This window comes from Haliscomenobacter sp. (assembly GCF_965225875.1).
GTDB lineage: Bacteria > Bacteroidota > Bacteroidia > Chitinophagales > Saprospiraceae > Haliscomenobacter.
The window spans coordinates 3,606,927-3,632,002 of the sequence record NZ_CBDDBS010000002.1 but is presented as its reverse complement, the minus strand read 5'-3'; the positions used below and the strand labels follow the sequence as shown (position 1 = coordinate 3,632,002).

General features: G+C 48.1%; 20 protein-coding genes. 6 read left to right on the top strand and 14 right to left on the bottom strand.

Annotation, left to right across the window (positions count from 1 at the left end; genetic code table 11):
• Window positions 1-42: 42 nt before the first annotated feature.
• Window positions 43-2,148 (bottom strand): glycogen debranching protein GlgX, encoded by a 2,106-nt coding sequence (gene glgX, locus ACO08K_RS16865; RefSeq protein WP_421797580.1) that lies wholly within the window; start codon window positions 2,146-2,148, stop codon window positions 43-45.
• Window positions 2,149-2,447: 299 nt separating this feature from the next.
• Between glgX and ACO08K_RS16860 the strand changes: the two genes are divergently transcribed.
• The 3 genes from ACO08K_RS16860 to ACO08K_RS16850 all read left to right on the top strand — a co-directional run bounded on the left by ACO08K_RS16860 (window position 2,448) and on the right by ACO08K_RS16850 (window position 6,251).
• Window positions 2,448-3,719, top strand: coding sequence for an FAD-dependent oxidoreductase (locus ACO08K_RS16860; RefSeq protein WP_421797579.1), 1,272 nt, complete (start codon window positions 2,448-2,450; stop codon window positions 3,717-3,719).
• Between the two features lie 165 nt (window positions 3,720-3,884).
• Window positions 3,885-4,853: a polyprenyl synthetase family protein gene (locus tag ACO08K_RS16855; RefSeq protein ID WP_421797578.1), complete on the top strand. Its 969-nt coding sequence runs from the start codon at window positions 3,885-3,887 to the stop codon at window positions 4,851-4,853.
• Window positions 4,854-4,925: 72 nt separating this feature from the next.
• A complete protein-coding gene (locus ACO08K_RS16850; protein WP_421797577.1) occupies window positions 4,926-6,251 on the top strand; it encodes a Gfo/Idh/MocA family protein in 1,326 nt (441 codons plus the stop codon).
• Window positions 6,252-6,338: 87 nt separating this feature from the next.
• Here the strand turns inward: ACO08K_RS16850 and ACO08K_RS16845 are convergent, their stop codons facing one another.
• From ACO08K_RS16845 to ACO08K_RS16835, 3 genes are all read right to left on the bottom strand, one after another.
• Window positions 6,339-7,505 (bottom strand): lactonase family protein, encoded by a 1,167-nt coding sequence (locus ACO08K_RS16845; RefSeq protein ID WP_421797576.1) that lies wholly within the window; start codon window positions 7,503-7,505, stop codon window positions 6,339-6,341.
• A gap of 97 nt (window positions 7,506-7,602) precedes the next feature.
• The gene (locus ACO08K_RS16840; RefSeq protein WP_421797575.1) at window positions 7,603-9,873 is read right to left on the bottom strand and encodes an aconitate hydratase; all 2,271 of its coding nucleotides are present in this window, start codon (window positions 9,871-9,873) and stop codon (window positions 7,603-7,605) included.
• Between the two features lie 259 nt (window positions 9,874-10,132).
• Complete coding sequence (locus ACO08K_RS16835) at window positions 10,133-10,528, bottom strand: DUF5684 domain-containing protein (RefSeq protein ID WP_421797574.1); 396 nt, start codon at window positions 10,526-10,528, stop codon at window positions 10,133-10,135.
• A gap of 315 nt (window positions 10,529-10,843) precedes the next feature.
• Between ACO08K_RS16835 and ACO08K_RS16830 the strand changes: the two genes are divergently transcribed.
• Window positions 10,844-11,722 (top strand): hydroxypyruvate isomerase family protein, encoded by an 879-nt coding sequence (locus ACO08K_RS16830; RefSeq protein WP_421797573.1) that lies wholly within the window; start codon window positions 10,844-10,846, stop codon window positions 11,720-11,722.
• 132 nt (window positions 11,723-11,854) lie between these two features.
• Here ACO08K_RS16830 and ACO08K_RS16825 read toward each other — a convergent pair whose 3' ends face one another.
• Window positions 11,855-12,736 carry a helix-turn-helix domain-containing protein gene (locus ACO08K_RS16825; protein WP_421797572.1) on the bottom strand — a complete coding sequence of 294 codons (882 nt, stop codon included), beginning with the start codon at window positions 12,734-12,736 and terminating at the stop codon, window positions 11,855-11,857.
• Between the two features lie 94 nt (window positions 12,737-12,830).
• Window positions 12,831-15,257, bottom strand: coding sequence for a zinc-dependent metalloprotease (locus tag ACO08K_RS16820; protein WP_421797571.1), 2,427 nt, complete (start codon window positions 15,255-15,257; stop codon window positions 12,831-12,833).
• Between the two features lie 218 nt (window positions 15,258-15,475).
• Between ACO08K_RS16820 and ACO08K_RS16815 the strand changes: the two genes are divergently transcribed.
• On the top strand, window positions 15,476-16,459 hold the full coding sequence (locus tag ACO08K_RS16815) for a DUF1028 domain-containing protein (RefSeq protein WP_421797570.1): 984 nt from the start codon (window positions 15,476-15,478) through the stop codon (window positions 16,457-16,459).
• A gap of 45 nt (window positions 16,460-16,504) precedes the next feature.
• Window positions 16,505-18,010, top strand: coding sequence for a DUF3500 domain-containing protein (locus tag ACO08K_RS16810; protein WP_421797569.1), 1,506 nt, complete (start codon window positions 16,505-16,507; stop codon window positions 18,008-18,010).
• A gap of 20 nt (window positions 18,011-18,030) precedes the next feature.
• On the opposite strand, the gene ACO08K_RS16805 is transcribed toward ACO08K_RS16810, so the two are convergent.
• The 8 genes from ACO08K_RS16805 to ACO08K_RS16770 form a co-directional block, all read right to left on the bottom strand.
• Window positions 18,031-18,894, bottom strand: coding sequence for a restriction endonuclease (locus ACO08K_RS16805; RefSeq protein ID WP_421797568.1), 864 nt, complete (start codon window positions 18,892-18,894; stop codon window positions 18,031-18,033).
• Window positions 18,895-18,910: 16 nt separating this feature from the next.
• Window positions 18,911-19,198, bottom strand: a complete 288-nt coding sequence (locus tag ACO08K_RS16800; protein WP_421797567.1) for a DUF2442 domain-containing protein — start codon at window positions 19,196-19,198, stop codon at window positions 18,911-18,913.
• Window positions 19,199-19,208: 10 nt separating this feature from the next.
• Window positions 19,209-19,448 carry a DUF4160 domain-containing protein gene (locus tag ACO08K_RS16795; protein WP_421797566.1) on the bottom strand — a complete coding sequence of 80 codons (240 nt, stop codon included), beginning with the start codon at window positions 19,446-19,448 and terminating at the stop codon, window positions 19,209-19,211.
• A 143-nt stretch (window positions 19,449-19,591) separates the two neighbouring features.
• On the bottom strand, window positions 19,592-21,409 hold the full coding sequence (locus ACO08K_RS16790) for an ABC transporter ATP-binding protein (RefSeq protein ID WP_421797565.1): 1,818 nt from the start codon (window positions 21,407-21,409) through the stop codon (window positions 19,592-19,594).
• Window positions 21,410-21,506: 97 nt separating this feature from the next.
• Window positions 21,507-22,847 carry an acetyl-CoA carboxylase biotin carboxylase subunit gene (gene accC / locus ACO08K_RS16785; protein WP_421797564.1) on the bottom strand — a complete coding sequence of 447 codons (1,341 nt, stop codon included), beginning with the start codon at window positions 22,845-22,847 and terminating at the stop codon, window positions 21,507-21,509.
• A gap of 5 nt (window positions 22,848-22,852) precedes the next feature.
• Complete coding sequence (accB, locus tag ACO08K_RS16780) at window positions 22,853-23,383, bottom strand: acetyl-CoA carboxylase biotin carboxyl carrier protein (RefSeq protein ID WP_421797563.1); 531 nt, start codon at window positions 23,381-23,383, stop codon at window positions 22,853-22,855.
• Window positions 23,384-23,389: 6 nt separating this feature from the next.
• Window positions 23,390-23,956: an elongation factor P gene (efp, locus tag ACO08K_RS16775; protein ID WP_421797562.1), complete on the bottom strand. Its 567-nt coding sequence runs from the start codon at window positions 23,954-23,956 to the stop codon at window positions 23,390-23,392.
• Window positions 23,957-24,031: 75 nt separating this feature from the next.
• Complete coding sequence (locus ACO08K_RS16770; protein WP_421797561.1) at window positions 24,032-25,060, bottom strand: beta-ketoacyl-ACP synthase III; 1,029 nt, start codon at window positions 25,058-25,060, stop codon at window positions 24,032-24,034.
• Window positions 25,061-25,076 lie beyond the last annotated feature (16 nt).

Sequence of the window (25,076 nt, the reverse complement as noted above, 5' to 3'; positions counted from 1 at the left end):
AAAAAACTTAAATAAGCTTGAGGCAAAAATAGGTTTAATTGCTCATTCATCCCTCACCAAGCGGTCATAAGTCAATTCTTGCCCAAAGGAATTGACTGGGGCAAAAGCACCCTTGGACTGCAACACCAATACCGAACGTGCTGCCACTTCGTAAATGCTTTTACTCAAAGGTTTTTTTGGAGGGATACTGTTGATGTCCTCCGGGCTCTGCAAAGCGGTATCCACCAAACGGTACCAGCCCTTACTTTGGGGGCTGGAAGGTGGCGGCAATTCAAAATCCAGCGGCTCCCAATAAGCATTCAGGATTACATAAATTTCTTCCTCGTAATCCGGATTGTGTAGAGAGAAAGCCAAACTGCGCGAATCTTCACCCCAATCGGGTTCCCCAGGCATGGTCCCATGCCAACGTACGGTGGTATGGTGACTGTTAAGGAAGTGGGACTCCTGAAAATAAGGCGAACTCATGTTGATCTGGATCATCTCTTTTACAAAACGCAAGAGATCGGCTTCTTTTTCTACCTGAGTCCAGTCAAACCAGCTGGTTGGATTGTCCTGGCAGTAAGCGTTGTTGTTGCCGCCTTGGCTGCGCCGCACTTCATCCCCCATCAGGATCATGGGGGTTCCCTGAGCCAGGAGGAGGATAGCAAAGCAGTTTTTGATTTGCCGCAAACGCAGGGCGTTTATCTCCGGATTGTCAGTGGGGCCTTCCTCTCCACAGTTCCAGCTGCGGTTGTCGTTGTGTCCATCCCGGTTGCCCTCACCGTTGGCCAGATTGTGTTTCTGATTGTAACTCACCAGGTCATTCAGGGTAAAACCATCGTGACAGGTGGTGAAATTGATGCTGCGGTTGGGGTTGCGCTCCTCGGTGCGGAACAGATCAGGACTGGCCGACAAGCATTGCACAGTAGCCTCAGCATAACCAGGATCTCCCTTGATAAAAGACCGGACCCGGTCGCGAAATTTTCCGTTCCATTCTGCCCAACGGTCACCCACAAAATTGCCGACCTGATACAATTCCACATCCCACGCCTCGGCAATGAGCTTGCTGGAGGCCAAAACCGGATCGGATTCTATTTCCCACAAAAGAGGGGGATTGGCCATAGGCCGACCATCACTATCGCGACTTAATACGGAAGCCAGGTCAAAACGAAACCCATCTACCCGCATCACACCCGCCCAGTAACGCAAGCAGTGCCGGATCATCCGCCGCACCACGGAGTGATTGCCATTGATGGTATTACCAGTACCGCTGAAATTTTTGTAGTGCTTTTTATCGTCAGACAACATGTAATAGGTGCGATTGCCCAGGCCTTTCAAGGAAAAAGTGGGGCCATTTTCATCACCCTCGGCGGTATGGTTGAACACCACATCCAGAATCACTTCGATGCCCGCTTTGTGCAGCGCTTTGACCATATCCCGAAACTCGTCCAGCGCACCCAGTGGGTCTTGACCAACCGCGTAGCCGTTGTGGGGGGCAAAAAATGAGATTGGACTGTAGCCCCAATAATTGAGTCGTCCTGCGGGCGCATCATACAAATCAAACTGTTGGATGGGCAAAAGTTCAACTGCAGTGATCCCTAATGATTGCAAATACGGGATTTTTTCAATCAAGCCCCGATAGGTGCCCCGCATTTCAGTAGGCAAACCCGAAGAAGGATCTTTGGTAAATCCACCCACGTGCAATTCGTAAATAATCGTCCGCTCAAACGTGTGATTGGGCGGCGTATCGTCTTCCCAATCGTAGAGGTAAGGGTCCACCACAACTCCTTTTAGGGCAGTTGCACAATTGTCACCAGCGTGGCGGGCTTTTTCCCGATCCCAGGTATCGGTGACCACCGCCAGAGCATAGGGGTCGAGCAATACTTTTTGGCTATCAAAACGCATCCCAATTTCGGGATTGTATGGTCCGTATACCCGATAAGCATACACTTGCCCATGCTCAAGGCCAGGGACAAAGCAATGCCAGTAGTAAAAAGTTTTGTTGAACTTGGGCGAAAGGGTAATGATTTGCTTCGGTCGGTGATGATCCTTTGCATCAAACAGCAGAAGTTCCACTGCTGTCGCATTTCGAGCGTACAAGCTAAAATTAACACCTTCAGGATGTACAGTAGCACCCAAAGGGTAACTTTTGCCGGGTAGGACTTGCATGAGTGGTCTTATTTGCGAGCGTAAAAGTACAGTCTTTACCGGGATCTTAGCTGCCTCTTTACTAAGTTATTTTCAGCTTGTGTGACCGAGGTCACGGATTGGGCTTTTCATTAGGGGTAATTTTATACTACAAACGCAAGAAGCACTTCATTCACGCACACAGGGGCGATAAAAAAATAAATTGTTCATTTTGCCATAGGATTAGATGAGTAAACGTTTCATTTCAAGTGTCTTATCTAATCCTATGGCTCCAAAAAATGAACATTTATTTTTGCCCCACTATACAACACATTGGCTTTATGGAAAAGCATCATCAAATCGTCATCATCGGTGCCGGAACAGCAGGAGTTACCGTGGCTGCGCAACTTTTGCGGAAAGACCGCAAACTGGACATTGCACTGATCGACCCAGCTCAAAAACACTATTATCAGGCCGCCTGGACCCTCGTTGGGGCTGGCACCTACAACTATAAAGCAACCGAACGCGACATGGCGTCGGTGATTCCATCCGGCGCAACCTGGATCCAACAAGGGGTACAGGAACTTGATCCCGATGCCAATAAAGTGACATTGCAGGACGGCAGTATTGTAACTTACGACTACCTGGTGGCTTGCCCTGGCATCCAGATGAACCTCAATGCAGTGGAGGGCCTAGCCGAAACCATCAATAAAAACAACGTTTGTAGCAACTATGTCAACCCGAACTACACCTGGGAAGTATTACAAAACTTTCAAGGTGGTACGGCTCTTTTCGTATCGCCAGCTACTGCAATCAAATGTGGCGGCGCGCCCCAAAAAATTATGTACCTGGCCGACGATTACTTCCGTCGTACCAAGAAGCGTGATAAAACCGACATCACCTTTATCACTCCCGGCAGTGTTATTTTCGGCACAGAGCCATTCAAAAGTACCATTATGGAGGTGGTCAAACGCAAGGATATACAACTGCGCTTTTTCCATGCACTGACCAAAGTAGACGGCCCTAACCACAAGGCAACCTTCAAAATCATGGCCCATCAGGACGAACCAGACGTATTGTACTACCAGCACCGGCCTTTACGGGAAAAAGTAGTTGCAGAAGCGGAAGTGGAGATCGAGTTTGATATGTTGCACCTGGCTCCCCCTCAATCAGCTCCTGATTTTATCCAACGCTCCAAAATTGCAGCAGCGGATGGGCCACAAAAAGGCTGGATCAACGTAAATCAATACACTTTGCAGCACAATGTGTATGCCAATGTATTTGCTTTGGGTGATGCCGCAGGCTTGCCTACCGCCAAAACGGGCGCCGCGGTGCGCAAACAGGCACCAGTTTTGGTCGAAAACCTGATGCACGTCATCCGTCATGATGGTGCAGCGATGCAGCCCGATTACCATGGGTATTCTTCCTGTCCGATTGTGACTGGGTATGGCAAAATGGTATTGGCAGAGTTTGACTACGACAACAAACGGGCGAGTGATCCCATGATCACCAGGTTTTTTGATACTTCCAAAGAGCTGTTTGCCATGTGGATTCTGAAAAAATACGGCCTGCCCTTTATGTACTGGAACTTGATGTTGAAGGGTAAGGCTTAAAAATGATATCATTAATTCATTCTTGCGATAGCACTTGAATTTCCCACAGTGGGGTTCAAGTGCTATTCATCTTTTGGAGCAGGCAGGTCTTTTTATCTATATCCTTGCACTCTTCCAGCTTTTGTTTACCTTTATCCCAGTACTTTATCTTCCGTACTTTGGGATATGTCGCTGGATACCATCAAGAAGCCAATCGATCAGGAACTCACCAAGTTTGAGCAACACTTCAAACAATCCATGCGCAGCTCAGTTCCGCTGCTGGACAAGATCACTTATTATATCGTGCGGCGCAAAGGCAAGCAGGTACGTCCGATGTTTGTCTTTTTGGCGGCCAAGATTTGTGGCGAAATCGGCGAGCCGACCTTCGTAGCAGCTTCTTTGATCGAACTACTGCACACTGCCACCCTCGTGCACGACGATGTGGTAGATGACTCGATGGAACGCCGGGGCTTTTTTTCCGTAAATGCCCTTTGGAAAAATAAAATTGCAGTGTTGGTTGGCGATTTTTTGCTTTCCCAGGGCCTCTTGCTCGCTGTCCGCAACCAACAATTCAGGGTATTGGAAATCGTATCCAATGCCGTTAAAGCCATGAGTGAAGGCGAATTGCTGCAAATTGAAAAAGCCCGCCGCCTCGACATCAAGGAAGAAATTTACTACGAAATCATTCGCCAAAAAACCGCCTCGCTGATTTCTTCTGCCTGCGAAGCTGGTGCCGCTTCTACCACTACCGACGACGACGCCATCGAACGGATGCGTATTTTTGGGGAAAAAATTGGCCTGGCCTTCCAAATCAAAGATGACCTCTTCGACTTTGGCACCGACGACGTCGGCAAACCCCTCGGCATCGACATCAAGGAAAAAAAGATGACGCTGCCCCTCATCTATGCGCTCAATCAGACAGATGCCAATACCCGTCGCCACATCATTGGCCTGGTGCGTCGCCACAGCGAAAACCCGGAAAAAGTTAAAGAAGTGATCGATTTTGTCCGCCAAAGCGGCGGCATTCAATACACAGAGCAGGTGATGCTGAAATTTCGCCAGGAGGCTTTTGAGATTCTGGATGGTTTCCCGGAATCAGAGTCAAGAACGGCATTGAGGGAGTTGGTGATTTTTGTGACCGAGCGGAAGAAGTAGCTGAAAAATGAAGTGCTTATTTTCTGGAAATAGAATGGGTTTAATTTTTTCCTACATCAAATCCAAAAAGCCATGTCCAAGCGTCGCGATTTTATGAAAAATACGGCTCTAGCCGGAGCGGGGATCCTGCTCGCCCCCGAATTGTTTCCCTTCAAGGGCTTTTCACCCAATGAAAAAGTCGTTATCGGTGCCGTTGGCACCAACAGCCGGGGTTTCTTTCTGGCGCGTATGTTTGCCAAAATGCCCAACGTGGAAGTGGGTTTCGTTTGTGATGTTGACGAAAAGGTATTGGAAAAAACCATCGCTGAGATTGAAAAAGTCAGCGGAAAGAAACCAAAGGGGTACAAAGATGTGCGCAAAATGCTGGAGGAAAAAGACCTTGATGCCATTTTTATCGCAGCTCCCGACCATTGGCACGCGCCAGCAGCCTTGATGGCGCTCCAGGCGGGCAAACACGTGTACGTAGAGAAACCTTGTTCCCACAACCCCGCAGAAGGTGAAATCCTGGTGCAAGCCATGGCCAAATACGGCAAACTCGCCCAAATGGGCAGCCAACGCCGCTCCTTCCCCAAGGTACAGGAGGCCATGAAAGCCTTGAAGGACGGCATCATCGGACGGCCTTACTTCGCCCGGGGTTGGTATGCCAACAACCGCAAGCCGATTGGTGTTGGCAAAAAAGTAGCAGCACCTGCTCATCTGGATTTTGAGCTTTGGCAAGGCCCGGCACCACGCCGCGAATACCAGGACAACCTTGTGCATTACAACTGGCACTGGTTTTGGCACTGGGGTACTGGTGAAGCGCTCAACAACGGCACCCATGAGCTGGACGTGATGCGCTGGGGCATGGGCCTGGATTATCCGGTAAAAGTGGTTTCTGCTGGTGGCCGTTTTGCCTACAAAGACGACTGGGAAACACCCGATACCCAAACCATCACCTTCGAATTTGCCAACAACACTTCCATCACCTGGGAGGGGCGGAGTTGTAATGGTTTCAACAGCGAAGGGGTCGGCCGTGGCGTCATTTTTTATGGCGACAAAGGTACCATGACCATTCCCGGCGGCGACGACTACAAGGTATACGACCTGGAGAACAAACTGATCAAAGACGTTAAAACTGAACTGCAAGAGGCCCAACGCACCAATACCATGGGCATGGGAGAACTGCTGGACAGCCTGCACCTCAATAATTTTGTCGAAAGCATCCGGGGTAAAGAAAAGCTCAATTGCCCCATCATCGAAGGCCACAAGTCAACCCTCCTACCCCAACTTGGCAATATCGCCCTGCGCAATGGCGGCGTCCTGAACTGCGACTCCAGCAATGGCCACATCCTCAAAAACAAAACGGCCATGAAGCTGTGGGGAAGGGAGTATGAGAAGGGCTGGGAGATGAAACTTTAATTTTAATGATGAATGATAAGTGATGAACGATGAATTGTTCACCATTTGCGGTTTTACAATTCATCGTTCATCACTTATCATTCATCACTACTGGAACTGTACACACACCGGCGTAAACACCTTCTCTTCCTTCCGGTATTTAAGCTCACCATCCTTGCCGATGCTCAGAATAACAATGTTGTCGGAGTTCTGGTTGGCGGCGTATAAGAAGCGAGCGTCGGGCGAAATGGCAAAGTTGCGGGGTACTTCACCCTGGGTGGAGGCGTGACCAATCAAGCTGAGCGCGCCAGTATTGGGGTCGATGCGGTATCCCACGATGCTGTTGTGCCCACGATTGGCGGCGTATAAAAACTGGCCGTTGGACGTGATGTGCAAATCGGAACAGGTATTATCGCCTTTAAAATCGGCGGGTAGGGTGCTGATGCTTTGCACCGTATCCAGTTTACCCGTGTTTTTATCCCAATTCATTAAGGTTACGGTGCAGCTGAGTTCGTTGACCACGTAGGCTTTGGGCAAGGTGGGGTGGAAGGTAAAATGGCGAGGCCCGCTGGTCGGATGCACCTTGGTCGCTCCGATTTTGGTCAACGGCTTTTGGGGCGTATCGTAATTGATTTTATAAGTGTAGATGTTGTCAGTGCCCAGGTCTGGCACATACAAATATTGCTCATCAGGCGAGAGGTTGACACTGTGCGGATGTGGGGCATCTTGCCGGGAATGCGGCCCCTTACCCTGGTATGCTTCGTGAAAAGTAGCCGCTTCGAGCCCACCATTTGCCGCAACGGGATACACGGCGATCACTCCTACATAGTTGGCAACAAATACGTAACGGCTTTTGCTATCCGTACTGACGTGGCAAGGCGCAAAGGCAAAGGTGGGTTGTTGGTTGATTTTTTCGAGGTGATCATCAGCCCGGCGATAAGCCACTACCCTGCCTGCTTCATCTACATCGGAACCAATTTCTTCCACGGCATACAAGTATTTGCCATTGGCACTGAGGGTCAAAAAAGAAGGATTGACGATGCCATCCTGCACGCCAATTTTGTCCAGATAGCCCGTAGCACTATCCAATTGGTACAAATAAATGCCTTCACCCTTGCCATCCACGTGCCCTTCCTTTTTGGAATAGGTGCCAATGAACGCGGCGTAGGTTTTGGCGGCTTTGGTGTTGCTGTTTTGTGTCGTTTTGCTTCCAGATTCACAACCTAGCAAAACGCCCAGCGCCAGCAGGAATGTGCAAAGTTTTAAGTACTGCATGTTTTTATTTGTTTGCAGAAAGATAGAATTAAAATGGAAAAGCCCCCCAGTTTCCTGAGAGGCTTTCCCTATATATTCGCTTAGATGGAATGAGTGCTTACGCCACGCCCATTTCCTGACGAATTTTATTCAAGGCTGAACCTGCGCGCAACCAGTCGATTTGTTGCTCGTTGTAGGTATGCAGCAGTTCGATGCTTTCAGAAGTACCATCCGAGTGGTTCAGAACCATGGTGATGGATTTTCCGGGTGCCATGGTTTCGAAGCCTTCGATATCGATGGAATCATCCTGGCGGATTTTTTCGTAATCTTCTGGATTAGCGAAAGTCAGTGCCAGCATGCCCTGCTTTTTCAGGTTGGTTTCGTGGATACGTGCGAAAGATTTAACCACTACCGCTTTCACACCCAGGAAGCGAGGCTGCATCGCCGCGTGCTCGCGAGAAGAACCTTCACCGTAGTTTTCTTCCCCGAATACCACCGTGCTAACGCCAGCGTCGCGGTAAGCCAAACCGGAATCAGGTACCGCATGGTATTCATTGGTCACCAGGTTCAACACCTTATTGGTTTCGCCGTTGAAGTAGTTTATGGCACTGATGAAGGTATTTTTAGAGATGTTCTGCAAGTGTCCGCGGAACTCCAACCAAGGACCAGCCATCGAAATGTGGTCAGTGGTACACTTCCCTTTGGCCTTGATCAAAATGCGCATCCCTTTTACCTGATCATTGGTGATTGGCTTAAATGGAGTGAGCAATTGCAAACGGCTGGAAGTAGGCGATACACTAATCACCACCTGGCTGGAATCAGCAGCAGGGGCCTGGTAGCCAGCATCCTCTACCGCAAAACCTTTAGCTGGCAATTCTGCTCCACTTGGTGGATCAAGTTTTACAGCTACACCATCCTCGTTGATCAAGGTATCGGTCAGTGGGTTAAAAGTCAGGTCGCCCGCAATGGCAAATGCAGTTACGATTTCTGGTGAAGCCACAAAAGAACGGGTTTGTGGGTTACCATCGTTGCGCTTAGAGAAGTTGCGGTTGAAGGAAGTGATGATCGAGTTGGCACGGGTTGGATCATCGGTATGGCGCGACCATTGACCGATACAAGGACCACAAGCGTTGGCCATTACTACCCCGCCAATTTCTTCAAAAGTAGCCAATTGACCATCGCGGTTAACGGTGTAACGGATTTGTTCCGAACCCGGAGTGATGGTGAATTCTGCTTTGGCCACCAGTTTTTTGGCTTTTGCCTGCCGCGCCACTGAAGCAGCACGGTCCAAATCCTCGTAAGAAGAGTTGGTACAAGAGCCAATCAAACCTACTTCCAATTTTTGTGGATAGCCATTGTCTCTTACCGCTTTCGCAAACTCAGAAATTGGCCAGGCCAAATCTGGAGTGTAAGGGCCGTTGACGTGTGGCTCCAGGGTATTCAAGTCAATTTCGATCACCTGATCGAAGTATTTTTCAGGATTGGCGTAGCACTCAGCGTCGCCAGTCAGGTATTCTTTTACTGAATCACACAAATCGGCTACATCATCACGCTCGGTAGCGCGGAAGTAACGAGCCATGGATTCGTCGTAGCCAAAGGTAGAAGTGGTTGCACCAATTTCTGCGCCCATGTTGCAGATGGTACCTTTACCCGTACAAGACATCGACTGTGCGCCTTCGCCAAAATATTCCACGATTGCACCCGTACCACCTTTTACAGTCAGGATACCGGCTACTTTCAGGATTACATCTTTAGGAGAAGCCCACCCGCTCAGTTTGCCGGTCAGTTTCACACCGATTTGCTTGGGCATCTTGAGCTCCCAAGGCATACCTACCATCACGTCTACCGCATCGGCACCACCTACACCGATGGCCAACATGCCCAAACCACCTGCATTAGGCGTGTGAGAGTCGGTACCGATCATCATCCCGCCTGGGAATGCGTAGTTTTCGAGTACAGTTTGGTGAATGATCCCCGCACCTGGTTTCCAGAAACCAATGCCGTATTTGTTGGATACGCCGGAGAGGAAGTCGTATACTTCGGAGTTGACGTCAACTGCCGTTTTGAGGTCGGTATTTGCGCCATCTTTGGCCAAGATCAAGTGATCACAGTGTACAGTACTGGGTACAGCTGTTTTGCTGCGGCCACACATCATAAACTGCAACAAAGCCATTTGTGCCGTTGCATCCTGCATGGCTACCCGGTCTGGAGCAAAGAAAACGTAATCCTTGCCACGGGCATAACTCTGCAACGGAGAATCGGCGTGTAAGTGGGCGTAGAGTATTTTTTCGGTGAGCGTCAGGGGACGTCCCAACGCTTGCTTAGCCGCATTTACTCTTGCGGGAAGCGACTCATAATGAGCCTTCAGCATGTCGAGATCAAATGGCATGGCTGCTGATGAGTTTTTATGGTAGTGAAACAAAAGTAATCTTTGGTAAAGAAGGGAAACGTAACTTTATTTCATTTCCCTCCCTAAGGGCGGTGCAAAAGTACAATTTTCTCCGAATCTTTGATGGTTCAGCCCAATTATATACACGTTTTTGCAGGATTTTGTTCGGCCTTTAAAAAGAAAGAGGTAGTACAGCCATTGCGATTTCGCCAGCCATACTACCTCTAAGAAAAAGATTCAAAAGTTTATTCAGCAAAAATTAAATTGGATCATCCAGTAAGTCATCGTTAGAGTCAACGCGGGCAGCTGCAGGTGCACCATTCAGCCCAATAAATTGGGTGTCCTTGCTAAAAGCCAACATTGGTAGGAAAATAAAGGGCAAAAGAAGACAACCAATGGTATAACCTTCACTTTTCCCAAAACTTTTCACAAACAGGTTCAATGCCCAGATACCCCAGATCATGCCTACATAGGGGATAATCATCAACAGTATCCACCACCAAGGTTTGCCAACAATTTCCAACAGGGTCAGTTGGTTGTAAATGGGAACAATGGATGCCCAGCCAGGCTTACCAGCCATTTCATACAGTTTCCACATACTCGCAATCAGTAATACTACCACTCCGAGTACGAATAAGATTCCAATAAATGCCATAGCAGTTGAGGGTTTTAAGTGCCTAGATTTAATTCGGGTTAAGGCTTTACCCGTGCATACTCTAATGGATTTTCTGCTACCTCCTTTATTTCGTCAATTTTTATACAAACTTATCTAATGTGTTTTTAGTTCCTTATAACGTGCCATAAATCAGGCTTTAAGTACTCTGCTAATTTAACCAATGTCCATGAAATTTCAAATTATTTTTTTGTTGCCCTTTAAACATTCTTTTGACCTTTCATTTGCTTAATTTGCCCAAACATTGGGTTAGCCCCATTTTATTTCAACTTTGTTCCAAACTATAAATCAAAAAGCATGAATCGACGAGAAGCCATCAACACGGGTTTGCTGAGTTTGGCAGCCTTACAAGCCCCGGCTATGGGTGCCATGTTGGGGAGCAATCAACAAAATGAAAACAACATGGATACTAAAGCACCTTTCCAGCACTCCGTATGCAAGTGGTGTTTCAATGACCTTTCACTAGATGCCATGGCCGAAAAGGTCAAAGACATGGGCATTACTTCCATTGAATTGGTTGGCGTAAATGATTGGCCCATTCTGAAAAAGCACGGCATGACCTGCGCCATAGGCAACGCCCCTTTCATCAGTCTTACGGATGGCTTCAACGACATCAACAACCACGCCAAGTACCAGAGCATGTTCCCCGAACTGCTGCAAAAAGCGGCGGACGCAGGCATCCCCAACATCATTGTTTTTTCGGGCAATCGCCGTGGAAAAAGTGACGCTGAGGGGCTGGAAAACTGTGCGAAGGGGTTGGATCCCATCGTTAAACAAGCGGAGAAACTGGGCGTAAACATCGTGATGGAACTACTCAACAGCAAGGTGAACCACAAGGATTACCAATGCGACAAAACGGAATGGGGGGTAGCATTGCTTGAGAAAATGGGGAACCCCAACATGAAGTTGCTTTACGACATCTACCACATGCAAATCATGGAGGGTGACGTTATTGCCACTATCAAAAAATACAACAAGTACTTTGGCCATTACCATACTGCGGGAGTACCTGGAAGACACGAAATCGACGATAGCCAGGAGTTGAATTACCCTGCAATCATGAAAGCGATTGCGGCAACGGGTTTTAAAGGTTTTGTGGCGCAGGAATTTATTCCGGTTGCTCAAGATAAATTAGACAGTTTGCGCAAAGCGGTGGCGCTTTGTGATGTTGCTTAAAAATAAAAGGGGAGCATCGGCGCTCCCCTTTACAAAACCATTACTGTAAATTCTGTTTCATACATTATTAGGTGCAAAATTGGCGAATATTCGCCCTACAGGATTGTATATTTTGGACAAATAAGAATCAGCTTAATAAATTTTGACCTCATAATGGAGCAAGTGCTCAAGCGATAAAAAATGCTGAAAATCGCGATGCTGCGCTTCTTTTTCAACTGGCCGAATACTTTCCCGGTAAGCCATCGGGGTTTTTAGGGCAAATCGTTTGAACTCCCGGATAAAATGCGCCTGATCGTAATACCCCAAATGATACCCTATTTCGGTACAAGTCCATTCTGGCTTGGCAATGAGCAACTCAAGAGCCCGTTCAAAACGCTGGATTTGGGCAAAGTGTTTAGGCGGTATACCAATCACTTCATTAAAGCCCCGGGATAGGGCTTTGTAATTGCTGTTCAATTGTTCAGCCACATCGGCAATGTCTGCATCCACATGTTGAGTAGCCAACAATCGGGTGCCCGCCTGAATAAAATGGAACTTTTGCAGGCGAGAGGCAATGAGTTTTTTTTGCAAAAAACGCTCCACTCGTTCCACCCGTGTTTCAAAGTCGGGCAAATGATAGAGCTCCTCCGCCAGGAATTGAATGTCGGAGCCAAAAACAAGCGCCATGTCTAAACTGACATTGGCCAAAGTGGCAAAATCAAAATTGACAAAGGGATAAAGCCCTCCGGGCAAAAATTTGATGCCGAAAATATGGTTGTCTGATTGGTGTTTGTAAAAATTATGCCCCGTATGTAAGGTTTCCAATTGGGGTGTATTCAGGGCAGTAAAAGTTCCATTTTCCTCCAAAGATCGGAAATAAGGTGAGCCGAGAGAAAAAGTGAGATTGAGGTAATTTTCAGGCAAAACACATTCTGTATCGTAGGCAATGGTTTGGTTGGGAGGGCTATATTTTTCCCAAAAATGTGCCACGAAATTTGAAAGGGAATGGGAAGGTTTTTTGTACTGTATCAGCATTTCCTTGCGATCAAGGATGCTAAGTTAAGCGTTTTGGTGCTTTGGGGCGCTTATTGGAGCAAATTAAAATGTCCAATAAGCGCCTTATCTCATTTTATTCCCAGTCACAACCAATCGGTGCTCCATCCGGCATCGCCGGGCCAGCAGGCACTTTAAAAGTAGCCGGATCAGCACGGAAGGTGCGCAATTGCTCCCGAAGGTACTCATTGTGTGCCCGCTGGTTGACGTCGCCCAAGGCGCGGGTGTTCAAATCTTCCTCCAACTTGCGGATGCGCAGCAAAGCATGGGCCGCCACTTGTTGGTTGATCTCCTTATCGCCAGCCAGGTTGAGGAGGTGATGCAACAGTGACTTTTCCACCACACGGTTCAGCTCTTGCAGGTAAGTATTCGGACTACGGTCCTTCTGGGTTGCTGAAAACAGAGCATCAAACAAATCAGCCAGGTTCATCCGCTTGTTGTCGCGGGCACTGTGCTCAATCAAGCGGGCCAACCTTTGAGGATGCAACAACAAATCCAGGGTATGTTCCACCGAACTTTCGGCAGCAGCAAGGGGGTCAAAAGTCAAGCCCGTGTTTACTTTGAACAACTCGCGATCGCGGCGGTACCCACTTGGCTGAGGTGGAATCAGGGCAATCACTCTCTCCGGAATTGCCAAAAACTGCGGATCGAGGGTAGCAATCAAGGCATTGAGGGCATCACGCTGCGCGGCATCGTCGATCATTTGATTGGTTGCCTGCCCGTCGCCACGTACGGCATAAGTATAGTTCACTCCAGCCACCAGCTTGGCCGTTGCTTCCACCTGATAGCGGTGAGCGAGGTAAACGGGAACGAGGACACTTTCCAAAGTACCCATCGGTGCCCCTACGGGAATATTTTTTTCCGAAAAACCACTCAAGGCTTTTTGGCGGAGCTGCATGATGCGGCGCAATTCTTCAGGTGCAGATTTGCCTTCATCCCAAAGGTGGGAAGCTGGATGAGCACCACCGGGTGCGCGCGAATCTTCGTCGGTGATGTACTGGAAGCCCATTTTGATGTTGTCTTCCAGGATTTTTTTCAGCCCGGCTGCTTCGTCCACACCATCGGGAAAGTCCTGATAGCCATAGGTGATGCTGCGTTTGTCCCAGTCACCAATTCCTACGGCGTAAGCTTTGGAGAAGTCAACTTTGCCTTGATTGTCCAGGGTAATCAGCGGATGCGGATAATCCATCACTGAGGAGCGGTCTTTTACGCTGGCTGCAAAGTTGTGCGCCAACCCCAGGGTATGCCCTACTTCATGAGCTGACAATTGCCGCAAACGCGCCAGGGCCATTTCTTTCAGACGTGGATCTGGGTTCGTACCATTTTCATACGCTTCGATCATACCTTGCGCAATCAGGAAATCCTGCCGCACCCGCAGTGAGCCCAGCAACACATGTCCTTTGATGATCTCACCCGTACGTGGGTCAGTCACCGAACTGCCGTAGCTCCAGCCCCGGGTAGAGCGATGTACCCAGTTGATGAGGTTGTAACGCACGTCCATGGGATCGGCGCCTTCGGGGAGTACTTCCACCCGAAAGGCATTGCGGTAGCCCGCAGCTTCATATGCTTGGTTCCACCAGCGGGCGCCTTCGAGCAGGGCCGATTTGATGGGTTCCGGTGCACCACGATCCAGGTAATAGATGATGGGTTCGACGGGATCGCTGATTGCAGCCTTGGGATCTTTTTTCTCCAGGCGGTGGCGGGTAATGAAACGTTTAAACACAGGTTGCTCGATCGGCGTAGCGTAATCGCGGTAACCCGTCATAAAGTAGCCCGCACGTGGGTCGTAGATACGGGGCTTGTAGTTGGCATCGGGGAGTTCGATCAAGCTGTGGTGCATACGCACAGTAACTGCGTCCGGGCTAGGGGTTACGGAACGAATCCACTCTCCTTGTGGGTCGCCCGAGAAGGTGATGATGGCTTCAAACTCGCTGTTTTTGGGAAAGTTTTTGGTGCGTTCCAGGAAAATAGCGGAACGGGTAGCGTCCACATTGTAGCTGCCCTGGCGAGCCGTACGCAGGCGGTTGGCTACGCCGTGGGCGTCGCGCAGGAGGAAAGGAGTGAAGTCCACCAGCACTTTGCCGTTTTCTTCAGCTTCCACTTTGAAGCCCCAGAGGGTGGAACTGGCAAAAGCCTCGGCCACTGAGCGGGCTTCGTCAGGGTTGTTGCTGATGGCGCGATAGTCGTAATTGGGCTGTATCATCAGCACTTTGGGGCCAATGCGTGTAAAGCGCACGATGCGATCGCTGCCCAGTTGGTTGCGGTCCAGGCCGATGTCATTGGAGCCCACCCCGGCGGAAAGGCCATTGACGTAGAGGATTTCCTGGTCCCACTTGTCGATTTCAAGCCAGATTTTGCCGTCTTTTTCATCCCAATAAAAATTGAAATAGCCGGTATAGGCTTTGCTATTTTTGGTTTTGTCGGTGATCGTGGGCGTTTTGTCCTGGCCCCAGGTGGTGATGGAGGCCAACGCCAACAGGAGTAGTAGGGCGTATCGTTGCATGTTTCGTCGCTTGGTTTGGTGAGTGATGGGTAAAAATAGGAAATAAATGCACCTTGAAAAACTGCCAAATGCCGATCCGCAGATTTTTATACCTAATTGGTTTTAGTCGCCCAATTCAAACGATTTTGGTAAGTGAAATGACGCGGTTTTGGCGCAAACTTATTTTGATCCTTGTTGTTCTTCTGCTTTTGCTACATTTCACCCTAAATCCATACACCATGAGAAACCTACTATTTTTTTTATTCCTATTCACCAGTAGCCTTGTGCATGCCCAATTTTTCAAACAAGACAATGGCCTGGCACATACCTTCTCCATCGTAGCCCGCGATGAAAAAACGGGGGAAATGGCTGTTGGGGTGCAAAGCCATTGGTTCAGCGTGGGTACCTCCGTTTCCTGGGCTGAAGCGGGCGTAGGTGCTGTTGCTACGCAATCTTTTACCAATAAGTCTTTCGGCATTCGGGGTTTGGCATTGCTCAAGGCGGGAAAGACTGCTCAGGAAGCACTTGATATTTTGTTGTCTGACGACCCCGGCAGAGAAGTCCGTCAGGTGGCCATCGTGGACAGCAAAGGCAATGCGGCCAATTTCACTGGCAAAAATTGTATAGATTTTGCCGGGGATTTGAAAGGAAAGGGCTACGCCGTCCAGGCCAATATGATGCTGAACAACGAAGTTCCCGCCGCCATGGCCAAAGCGTATGAAGCCAATATGAATCTGCCCTTGGCCGAACGGGTTTTGGCGACCCTCAAAGCCGCGCAAAAAGTAGGCGGAGATATCCGGGGCAAACAATCGGCGGTCATTTTGGTGGTCAAGGGAGAAGCGACGGGCAAACCTTGGGATGACAACCACCTGGTGGATCTGCGGGTAGATGATCATACTGCTCCCTTGGTCGAGTTGGAGCGCCTCCTGACCCTGCACCGCGCCTACGAACACATGAACAACGGCGACTTGGCTACAGAAAAGAACGACATGCCCCTGGCGATGAAAGAATACGAAGCGGCCATGAAGATGTTCCCTAATAACCTGGAGATGCAATACTGGACGGCGATTACGCTGGCGAACAATGGGAATGTGGCCAAAGCGGCTAAAATGCTCAAAGGAGTTTATGCTAAAGATCCCCTGTGGCGAGAATTGACGAAACGATTGCCGAAGGCGGGGGTGTTGACGGTGAAGGCGGAGGAGATGGGGGTATTGGTGAAATAAAGGAGGTTTCTGGTTTTTTGCTTATTTTCACAAAAATTGACCTCCATGAAAAAAGCGATTTACCTGCTCTTGTTCCTCTCTTGGCCGCTTGTTGCCGTTTATGCACAATCAAATCCAGATAAAGGAGGATATACCCTTTCTTTTAGGCTTCACCTTTCAGAAGTACCTAGCCCCGATTCTGTTGCCGTTGCTTGTTTGCTGTTTCCCTCGCCAGAAACCAGGCCAATCAAAATGAATGGCCCCAACTCCGATGGTTACTACAACGTAGAGGTCTCCTTTCCCGATTCGGCCAGGGGCAAAACTTTGTTGTATCGGTATCGATCGGGTAGTCAATTCGATATTCGCCGCAACTTCAAATTTGATAAAAATGGGCCTCAAATTTTGATGGACCGCTGGGGTTATCTGGATGGCCTGGCGGGTAAGGTCAAACCAGCTCAACCCATTGTAGTGTTCCAAGCCAACACCGCACCAGAGACGGCAGAACTGGCCAAGCCGTTTGTAGGCATTACCAATACTGGAAAACCAATTGAGCATTTGTTTCCCATCAAGAGAAGCGGGGCAAGTACGAAGCCCATTAAAAAAGCAGTAACTGCATTTCTCGACGCCCTCAGTCCTACGCAAAGGTCAAAATGTACCTTCCCCATCGAATCAAATGAATGGCGACGCTGGCACAACATCGAATTTTACCAAAGAACGGGTATTGGCTTGGAAGAACTGAATGCCCAGCAGAAAGAACTGGCCTTTGGTATTTTGAAAGAAAGCCTCAGCACCAAAGGGCTGGAAAAGTCGAGGTCTATCATGAAAATGGAGGCCCATTTGGCCACTTTACGGCCCGACAACAAACTATTGGGTGGCGAAAAGTACTGGTTCACGTTTATGGGTACCCCCTCCGCGAAGGGGCCCTGGGGTTGGCAAATTGACGGGCATCATTTGGTCATCAATTATTTTGTATTGGGAAGCCAGATCGTGATGACGCCTACGTTTATGGGTTCAGAACCCACTTACGCTTTATCAGAACCCAACAAAGGGCTGCGGACGTATGAGACTGAAGAGCGCAAGGGTTTGAATTTTTATCAGTCGCTCAATGCGGAACAAAAAGCCAAAGCCCGACTCTGGGACAAAAAAGAGATGGATTTCAACCGGACCGAAGCCTTTCGAGACAATGAAATCATTCCCTTTACAGGCATCTCTGCGCAAGAACTAACGGCTTCTCAACAGGAGGACTTGCTCGATTTGATCGCCGAGTACGTCGGTGACATGAGGGATGAACATGCTAAAATCAAGATGGCGGAAGTGCGCTTGCATCTAAAGGAGACTTATTTCACCTGGGTGCAAGGCGAAAAAATGGAGGACCCGTTTTATTACCGCATCCACAGTCCGGTTATCCTGATTGAATTTGACCACCAAACTCCGGTGGCCATCTGGGACCGTTCCAAACCTAGGCCCGGCCCGGTTAAAACACATATTCATACGGTGGTGCGTACGCCGAATGGGAATGATTATGGGAAGGATTTATTGCGGGAGCATTTGGAGGAGAAGCATAGGGAGTAGGAAATATTTAAAACCACATATTAACCATGACTAATGTTGACCTTGAAGGGTAAAGCATTTTTTAGAAAAACATGCGTCTTTCTAAGGTTCCTTTTTTCATACAATGGTAATGAATTGCACACATAAAAAAATATCGAATCTGAAAATTTTATAAAACCCGTAATCTCAATGAACGGATAGTTTGCGGTTTTGATAATTCTTATTTTTGCATCTTGACCAAATTTGCACTCTGCATCATAAAATTCAACTTTGTCAATCTTTTGATTGTAAATATTTAATATGTTTTTTTCTTGGATTCTGCTCAACTCTTCAATTGAAAAATTAGGATCATCAGACTTCCAAAAATTAACGTAGGCAAATTCCCCCGATGCTAAGGCTTCTTCAAAAGTCAATCCTCTTTTGTAAAGATGGCACACCGCAGGTATGTCCCTTTTTTTGCCATCTACAATCCAACCAAATGGAGCTAAAATTAGCGCCATGTTATCCCCGGCATAAGGCATTGCGCTTTCTGCATGCATATAGTCATATAATTCGTTAAGACTAAAAATATCTAACTCTACTCCTTTTGGGTTATTAAAAGCTCTATGAATAGCACTTTTTGTATATCCAAGATCAGAAATTATGATCCCATAATCAGCACCAATATCATCAATCATGGAGATAAATGATTCAACAGTCTTGATATTTATCTTTTTGTTATAATGTTTGCAGTCTACAACTATAGTGGAATCTCCTACTTTAGTATTAATCTTTATGAAAATATCTATTTGCCTTGATCTATTGGAGTATCTCCCTTTTATCTTGTAGTTTTTAGTTATATAATCATGCCTATGTTGAGTACTTAATATTTCAAAAACTTGATCTTCATAATCTTTCCAATCCATTTTATTTTTTTTGACCTTAAAAAGCAGGCACCTTTTCGACTAGTTCACTCACCTTAGATACCTCCACACCCTTTATCCAAAGTTCGTACTCACTTAAATCAATTTCATCGTTCCAAATTACGCCATACCCACCATTAGCGATGTGGGCTTTATTAAACAGTTGTTCATCTTGCAATACCTTGAAAGGCTCTGATTGTAAGCGTTCAGCGAGAGAGTATACTTTGATATCACCTGTGTCGAAAATGACAAAAAGGCGATAATTAGCAAGCGGTTCGAGGTATTTAATACGTGGATAACTTTCCATGGCGGATGCTTTAATCGATGTTTTGAATGTCTTGGGTATCCCACATATCCTTTAACTTGGACTGGCGAGATTTTGCCCATTTTTTTACTTCCTTTTGGTCTTTTGAGCCAAGATCACCCTTGAACATTTCCAGGTCATTTATGTCAAATAAACCTTCACGTTCGTTATTACTAGCATGAAAATGTGGTGGAGGGTGATCCCCAAAGAACATTCTTAGAATGATTCCTTTGATTTTCCCAATAACTGGCATCTTTATGAAGGTTTAGATCAAGATAAAATTAATAACCTGAATATGCAAATTTAACTCAAATCAAGTCACAAGGCAAGCTAAACACCAAATTCTGGATTACAAACTAGTGCGCTCACTGCGTCGGGCAAGCGCAATACCTGCCCCTACGCCATCGCCTGCAATTCCACCAATTTCCGGTACTCCCCATTTTTCTCCAATAACTCCGCATGACTCCCCCGTTCCACAATCTGGCCGGCACGCATCACGATGATTTCGTCGGCATGCTGTACCGTAGACAAGCGGTGGGCAATAACCATACTGGTGCGGTCTTTCATTAGATTCAACAGGGCTTCCTGAACCAGTTTTTCCGATTCTGAGTCGAGGGCAGAGGTGGCCTCGTCGAGGATGAGGATGGGCGGGTTTTTGAGTACTGCCCGGGCGATGGTCAGGCGTTGGCGTTGGCCACCGCTGAGTTTGCTGCCGCGGTCGCCGATGTTGGTTTGGTAGCCGTTTTCGGTGGCGAGGATGAAGTTGTGGGCGTTGGCGATTTTGGCTGCGCGTTCCACATCTTCGGGGCTAATGTTTTCCATGCCGAACACGATGTTGTTGTAAATCGTGTCGTTGAACAGAATGGCCTCCTGGGAAACGATGCCCAATTGCTGGCGCAAATCGCGCAAAGAGATGTCTTTGATGTTGATGCCATCGATAAAAATACCGCCTTCGCTCACGTCGTAAAAGCGGGGCAGCAAGTCGGCCATGGTGGATTTGCCTGCGCCTGAAGCACCCACCAGGGCAATGAGTTTTCCTTTGTGGATATTGAGGTTGATGTTTTTCAGCACAGGTTCGTCACCCCGGTAGTTGAAACTAACGTTGCGGTATTCGATGGATTTTTCAAATTGCGTAAAAGCTTGAGCATCGGGTTTTTCTTCAACAACAATGGGCGCGTGGAGAATGTGTTCCACCCTCTGCATGGCCGCGATGCCCCTTTGCACGTCGTACAAGCCACGGGAAAAAGCTTTGGCTGGGTTCAACACACTAAAAAAGGCATACAAAAAGGAGATAAAGGTACTGGCTTCGATGCTGCCTTTAAAAACCATCCGTGCCCCAAACCACAGCAAAACCGACACTACCGCAATACCCAAAAACTCGGACAAAGGTGAGGCCAAATCCCGCCGCCACAACATGCGGGTCTGCATGCGGCGGTAGTCGTTGTTTTCGCGGTTGAATTTGTTTTCCTGGTATTTTTCGGCATTAAAACCCTTGATGATCCGCAGGCCGGAAATTGCTTCTTCTACGATCGACACAATGCTACCCAAACGCTCCTGGACCTTGGAAGAACTTTTGCGCAGCGTCCGCCCTATTCCCCCGATGATCACTGCCGAAAACAGCATGAGCACAAACACAAAGCCCGTCAAAGTAGGGCTCACGTAAAGCATAAAAATCAAACTCAGGATGATGATGATGGGCTCGCGAAAAAGGGACTCCAGGGCATTGAGGATGCTCCATTCGATTTCCTGTACATCGGCGGTGATGCGCGACATAAGGTCTCCCTTGCGCTCTTCCGAAAAGTAGCCGAGGGGCAGGATCATAATTTTGCTGAACAGCTGTGCCCGGATGTCCCGCACAATGCCATTGCGCGCTGGGGCCATAAAAAACATGGCGAGGTAATTGAACAGGTTTTTACCCAAAAAAACCAATAGAATCACTGCACAAATCCGAATCAAGGCAGCTTCCTGTCCCTGCGTCTGAATCAAATGGCTGATCTGGTAATTGAGTTGCGCCTTTAGCCCATCGGCAGTCCAACTCCAGACCGGTTCAGGCAATGTCTGGACGTTTTTTTGGAAAATAATGTCGAGTAGTGGAATCAGTAATGGAATGCTGGCTACGTTGAACACGGCCATCAGGAGATTGCTCAAAACACTCAGCGCAACGTTGGCGCGGTACTTGTGCAGGAAGGAAAGTAAACGCCAGAAACTCTTCATTTCATAAATGATAAACGATGAGTGATGAGTGATGAATTAGGCTAAGAGGGCACTCTATTCATCACTCATCATTCATCACTCATCATTAAATAAAAAATCAGTCCTTAAAGTTGAAATCATTCAAAAAGCTCGTATTGAAATCGCCCTTGCGGAAGTTTTCGTCTTTCATCAACTTCTGATGGAAGGGCACTGTCGTCTTTGGTCCTTCAATGATGAACTCGTCCAGGGCGCGCTCCATTTTGCGGATGCACTCCTCGCGGGTGCGGGCGCGGCAGATGAGTTTGGCAATCATTGAATCGTAGTAGGGGGGAATGGTATAACCCGCATAAACGTGGGTATCTACCCTTACCCCATGCCCTTTAGAGCTATGGAAAGAGGTGATTTTGCCGGGACTTGGCCGGAAATCAAAATTCGGATCTTCCGCGTTGATGCGGCACTCCATGGCGTGCATCTGTGGGTAACGGTTGCCTCCGGTAATTTTTTCACCCGCTGCAATTTTGATTTGTTCTTTGATCAAGTCAAAATCGATCACCTCTTCAGTCACGGGGTGTTCCACCTGAATCCGGGTGTTCATCTCCATGAAGTAGAAGTTGCGGTATTTGTCCACCAGAAACTCAATGGTACCTACCCCTTCGTAATTGATGGCTTCACCTGCTTTAACGGCAGCATTGCCCATTTTTTCGCGCAGTTCATCGGTCATGAAAGGCGAAGGACATTCTTCCACCAATTTTTGGTGCCGACGTTGGATGGAGCAATCGCGTTCCGAAAGATGCACGACCTTGCCGTATTGGTCACCAGCAATCTGAAATTCGATGTGGCGTGGCTCTTCCACATATTTCTCCATGTAAATGCCATCATTGGAGAAGGACGCTTTGGCCTCCATACGGGCGGTATTCCAGGCGGATTCGAAGTCTTCTTCTTTCCAAACGATGCGCATACCCTTACCCCCACCACCGGCAGTAGCTTTGAGGATAACGGGGTATCCCACTTCTTTGGCTTGCTTTTTCCCTGCAGGAACATCTTGCAACAAACCGCCGGAGCCTGGCACTACAGGTACACCTGCTGCAATCATGGTTTCTTTGGCGGTAATCTTGTCCCCCATTTTGCGGATCTGCGAGGGAGTTGGGCCAATGAATTTGATGCCGTACTCCAGGCAGACCTCAGCAAAATCGGCATTTTCAGCCAAAAAACCGTAACCTGGATGGACTGCATCTGCATTGGTGATCTCTACCGCAGCCATGATGCGAGGAATACTCAAGTAGGATTCCGATGATTGGGGCGGACCAATACAAACCGCTTCATCGGCAAACCGCACGTGCAGGCTTTCCCGGTCGGCAGTAGAGTATACTGCTACCGTTTTAATGCCCATTTCTCGGCAGGTGCGGATGATACGCAGTGCAATTTCACCGCGATTGGCTATGAGGATCTTGTTGAACATTCTTTTTATTTCGGATCTACCAAGAAAAGAACCTGATCGTACTCAACGGGTTGAGCATCATCTACCAGCACCTTAACCACGGTACCACTCAGATCAGACTCAATCTCGTTGAACAGTTTCATTGCCTCTACAATACAAACCACGGAGCCTGCACTGATGCTATCGCCAACTTTGACAAAAGCTGGCTTATCCGGACCTGCTGAACGGTAGAACGTTCCAACAATAGGCGATTTAATGGCTTTGTAGCGGCTCTCATCTCCTCCGGCAGCTGGTGCGGCGCTAGGCGCAGGGGCAGCTGCTGCTTGTGGCGTAGGAGTAGCTACTGGCGTAGGTGTTTCCACGCTGGCTGGCGTAGACGCAGCCGGAATAGCAGTTGGCAAGGTGGCTTGAAGTGAAGGCACCAGGATTTGCTGCCCGCCTTTGCCAAAGTATTTGGTGCGGATTTGCAGTTCGAACTCACCGTCTTTCATTTTGAACTCGGAGAGCTCCAGCCGGCTGACCAGCTTCAGTAGTTCTTGAATCTCCTTTGCATCCATGAGTTGCTATTGTTTAATACGTTCCATATAAGCCCCGGTCTGGGTGTCGATCTTGATTAGGTCACCTTCGTTAATGAACAAAGGTACGCGTACTTCTGCCCCTGTTTCTACCGTAGCAGGCTTAAATGCGTTGGTAGCGGTATCCCCTTTCAAGCCTGGCTCGGTGTATGTAACCTGCATAATCACCGTTTGGGGCAGTTCCATGGTCAATAATTCGTTTTTGGCAGCGTGGTACAAAATGTCCACTTCCATTCCTTCCTTAATCAGGTCAGGACGGTCAATCATCTTCTTACTTAGAACAATTTGATCAAAGTCCTCATTGTTCATGAAGTTTAACCCAGACTCATCTTCATAAAGGTACTGAAATTTACGACGTTCAACTCTAACTTCGTCAATTTTAGCACCAGCAGGAAAAGTGTTGTCCACTACTTTTCCGTTGGTCATACTTTTAAGCTTGGTGCGCACGAATGCTGCACCGCGGGCTGGTTTGACGTGCTGAAACTCCACGACAGACCAGGTGTCCTTTTCCCAATCTATACAAAGTCCGTTGCGGATATCGGATGTCGAAGCCATGAAAGTTTTATTTTTAAGTTAACGTTTTATATTTTTTCTCCCACGAAGCTCCCACGAATAAATTCGTGGGTTGGATCATATGTTCCCTCCCACGGATGAATCCGTGGGAGGGGTATCGTAGGCCCACTTGATGTAGATGGCACCCCAGGTGAAGCCACCACCAAAGGCAGTTAGGATGATGTTGTCGCCTTTTTTGAGTTGACTTTCCCATTCCCATAAACACAAAGGCAGGGTTCCTGCCGTGGTGTTGCCGTATTTTTGGATGTTGATCATGACCCGTTCCATCGGAAACTTGGCCATGTCGGATACCGTTTCAATGATTCTACGATTGGCCTGATGGGGTACCAACCAGGCAATATCATCAGCCACAAGCTTGTTGCGTTCCATGATGCGCAGCACCACATCCGACATTCCCGAAACCGCTGCTTTGAACACTGGTTTACCGTTTTGGTAGACGAAGTGTTCACGATTAACGACCGTATCAATGGTAGCTGGATGGCGAGAACCACCTGCTTTTTGGTACAGGTAGTGTTGACCAATCCCGTCGCTATGGTGTAAGGAATCCATTACACCAACTTCTTCCTCAGTAGGTTCCAACAAAACGGCCCCTCCACCATCTCCAAAGATGATACAGGTAGTTCGATCTGTATAGTCGATGATAGAAGACATTTTATCTGCACCGACCACAATGACTTTTTTGTGTGAACCCGATTCCACAAACTTACTAGCAGTGGTAAGCGCATACAAAAAGCCTGAACAGGCGGCATTGATGTCGTAGCAAAAAGCATTTTTGATGCCCACTGCATCAGCAATGATATTGGCAGTATCTGGAAATGGCATATCGGCGGTTACCGTAGCACAGATCAAGAGGTCAATTTCTTCGGGGAGGGTATTGGTTTTGGCCAATAGCCCTTTAACGGCGTTGATGCCGATGATTGATGTGCCCTGCCCCTCGCCTTTGAGGATGCGGCGTTCGTGGATTCCCGTACGGGAGGTGATCCACTCGCTGGTGGTATCCACCAGATTCTCTAGCTCTTGATTGGTCAGTACGTACTCAGGAACCCAGCCCTGCACGCCTGTAATCGCAGCACGAATTTTAGACATAGCGTTGGATTTGAAT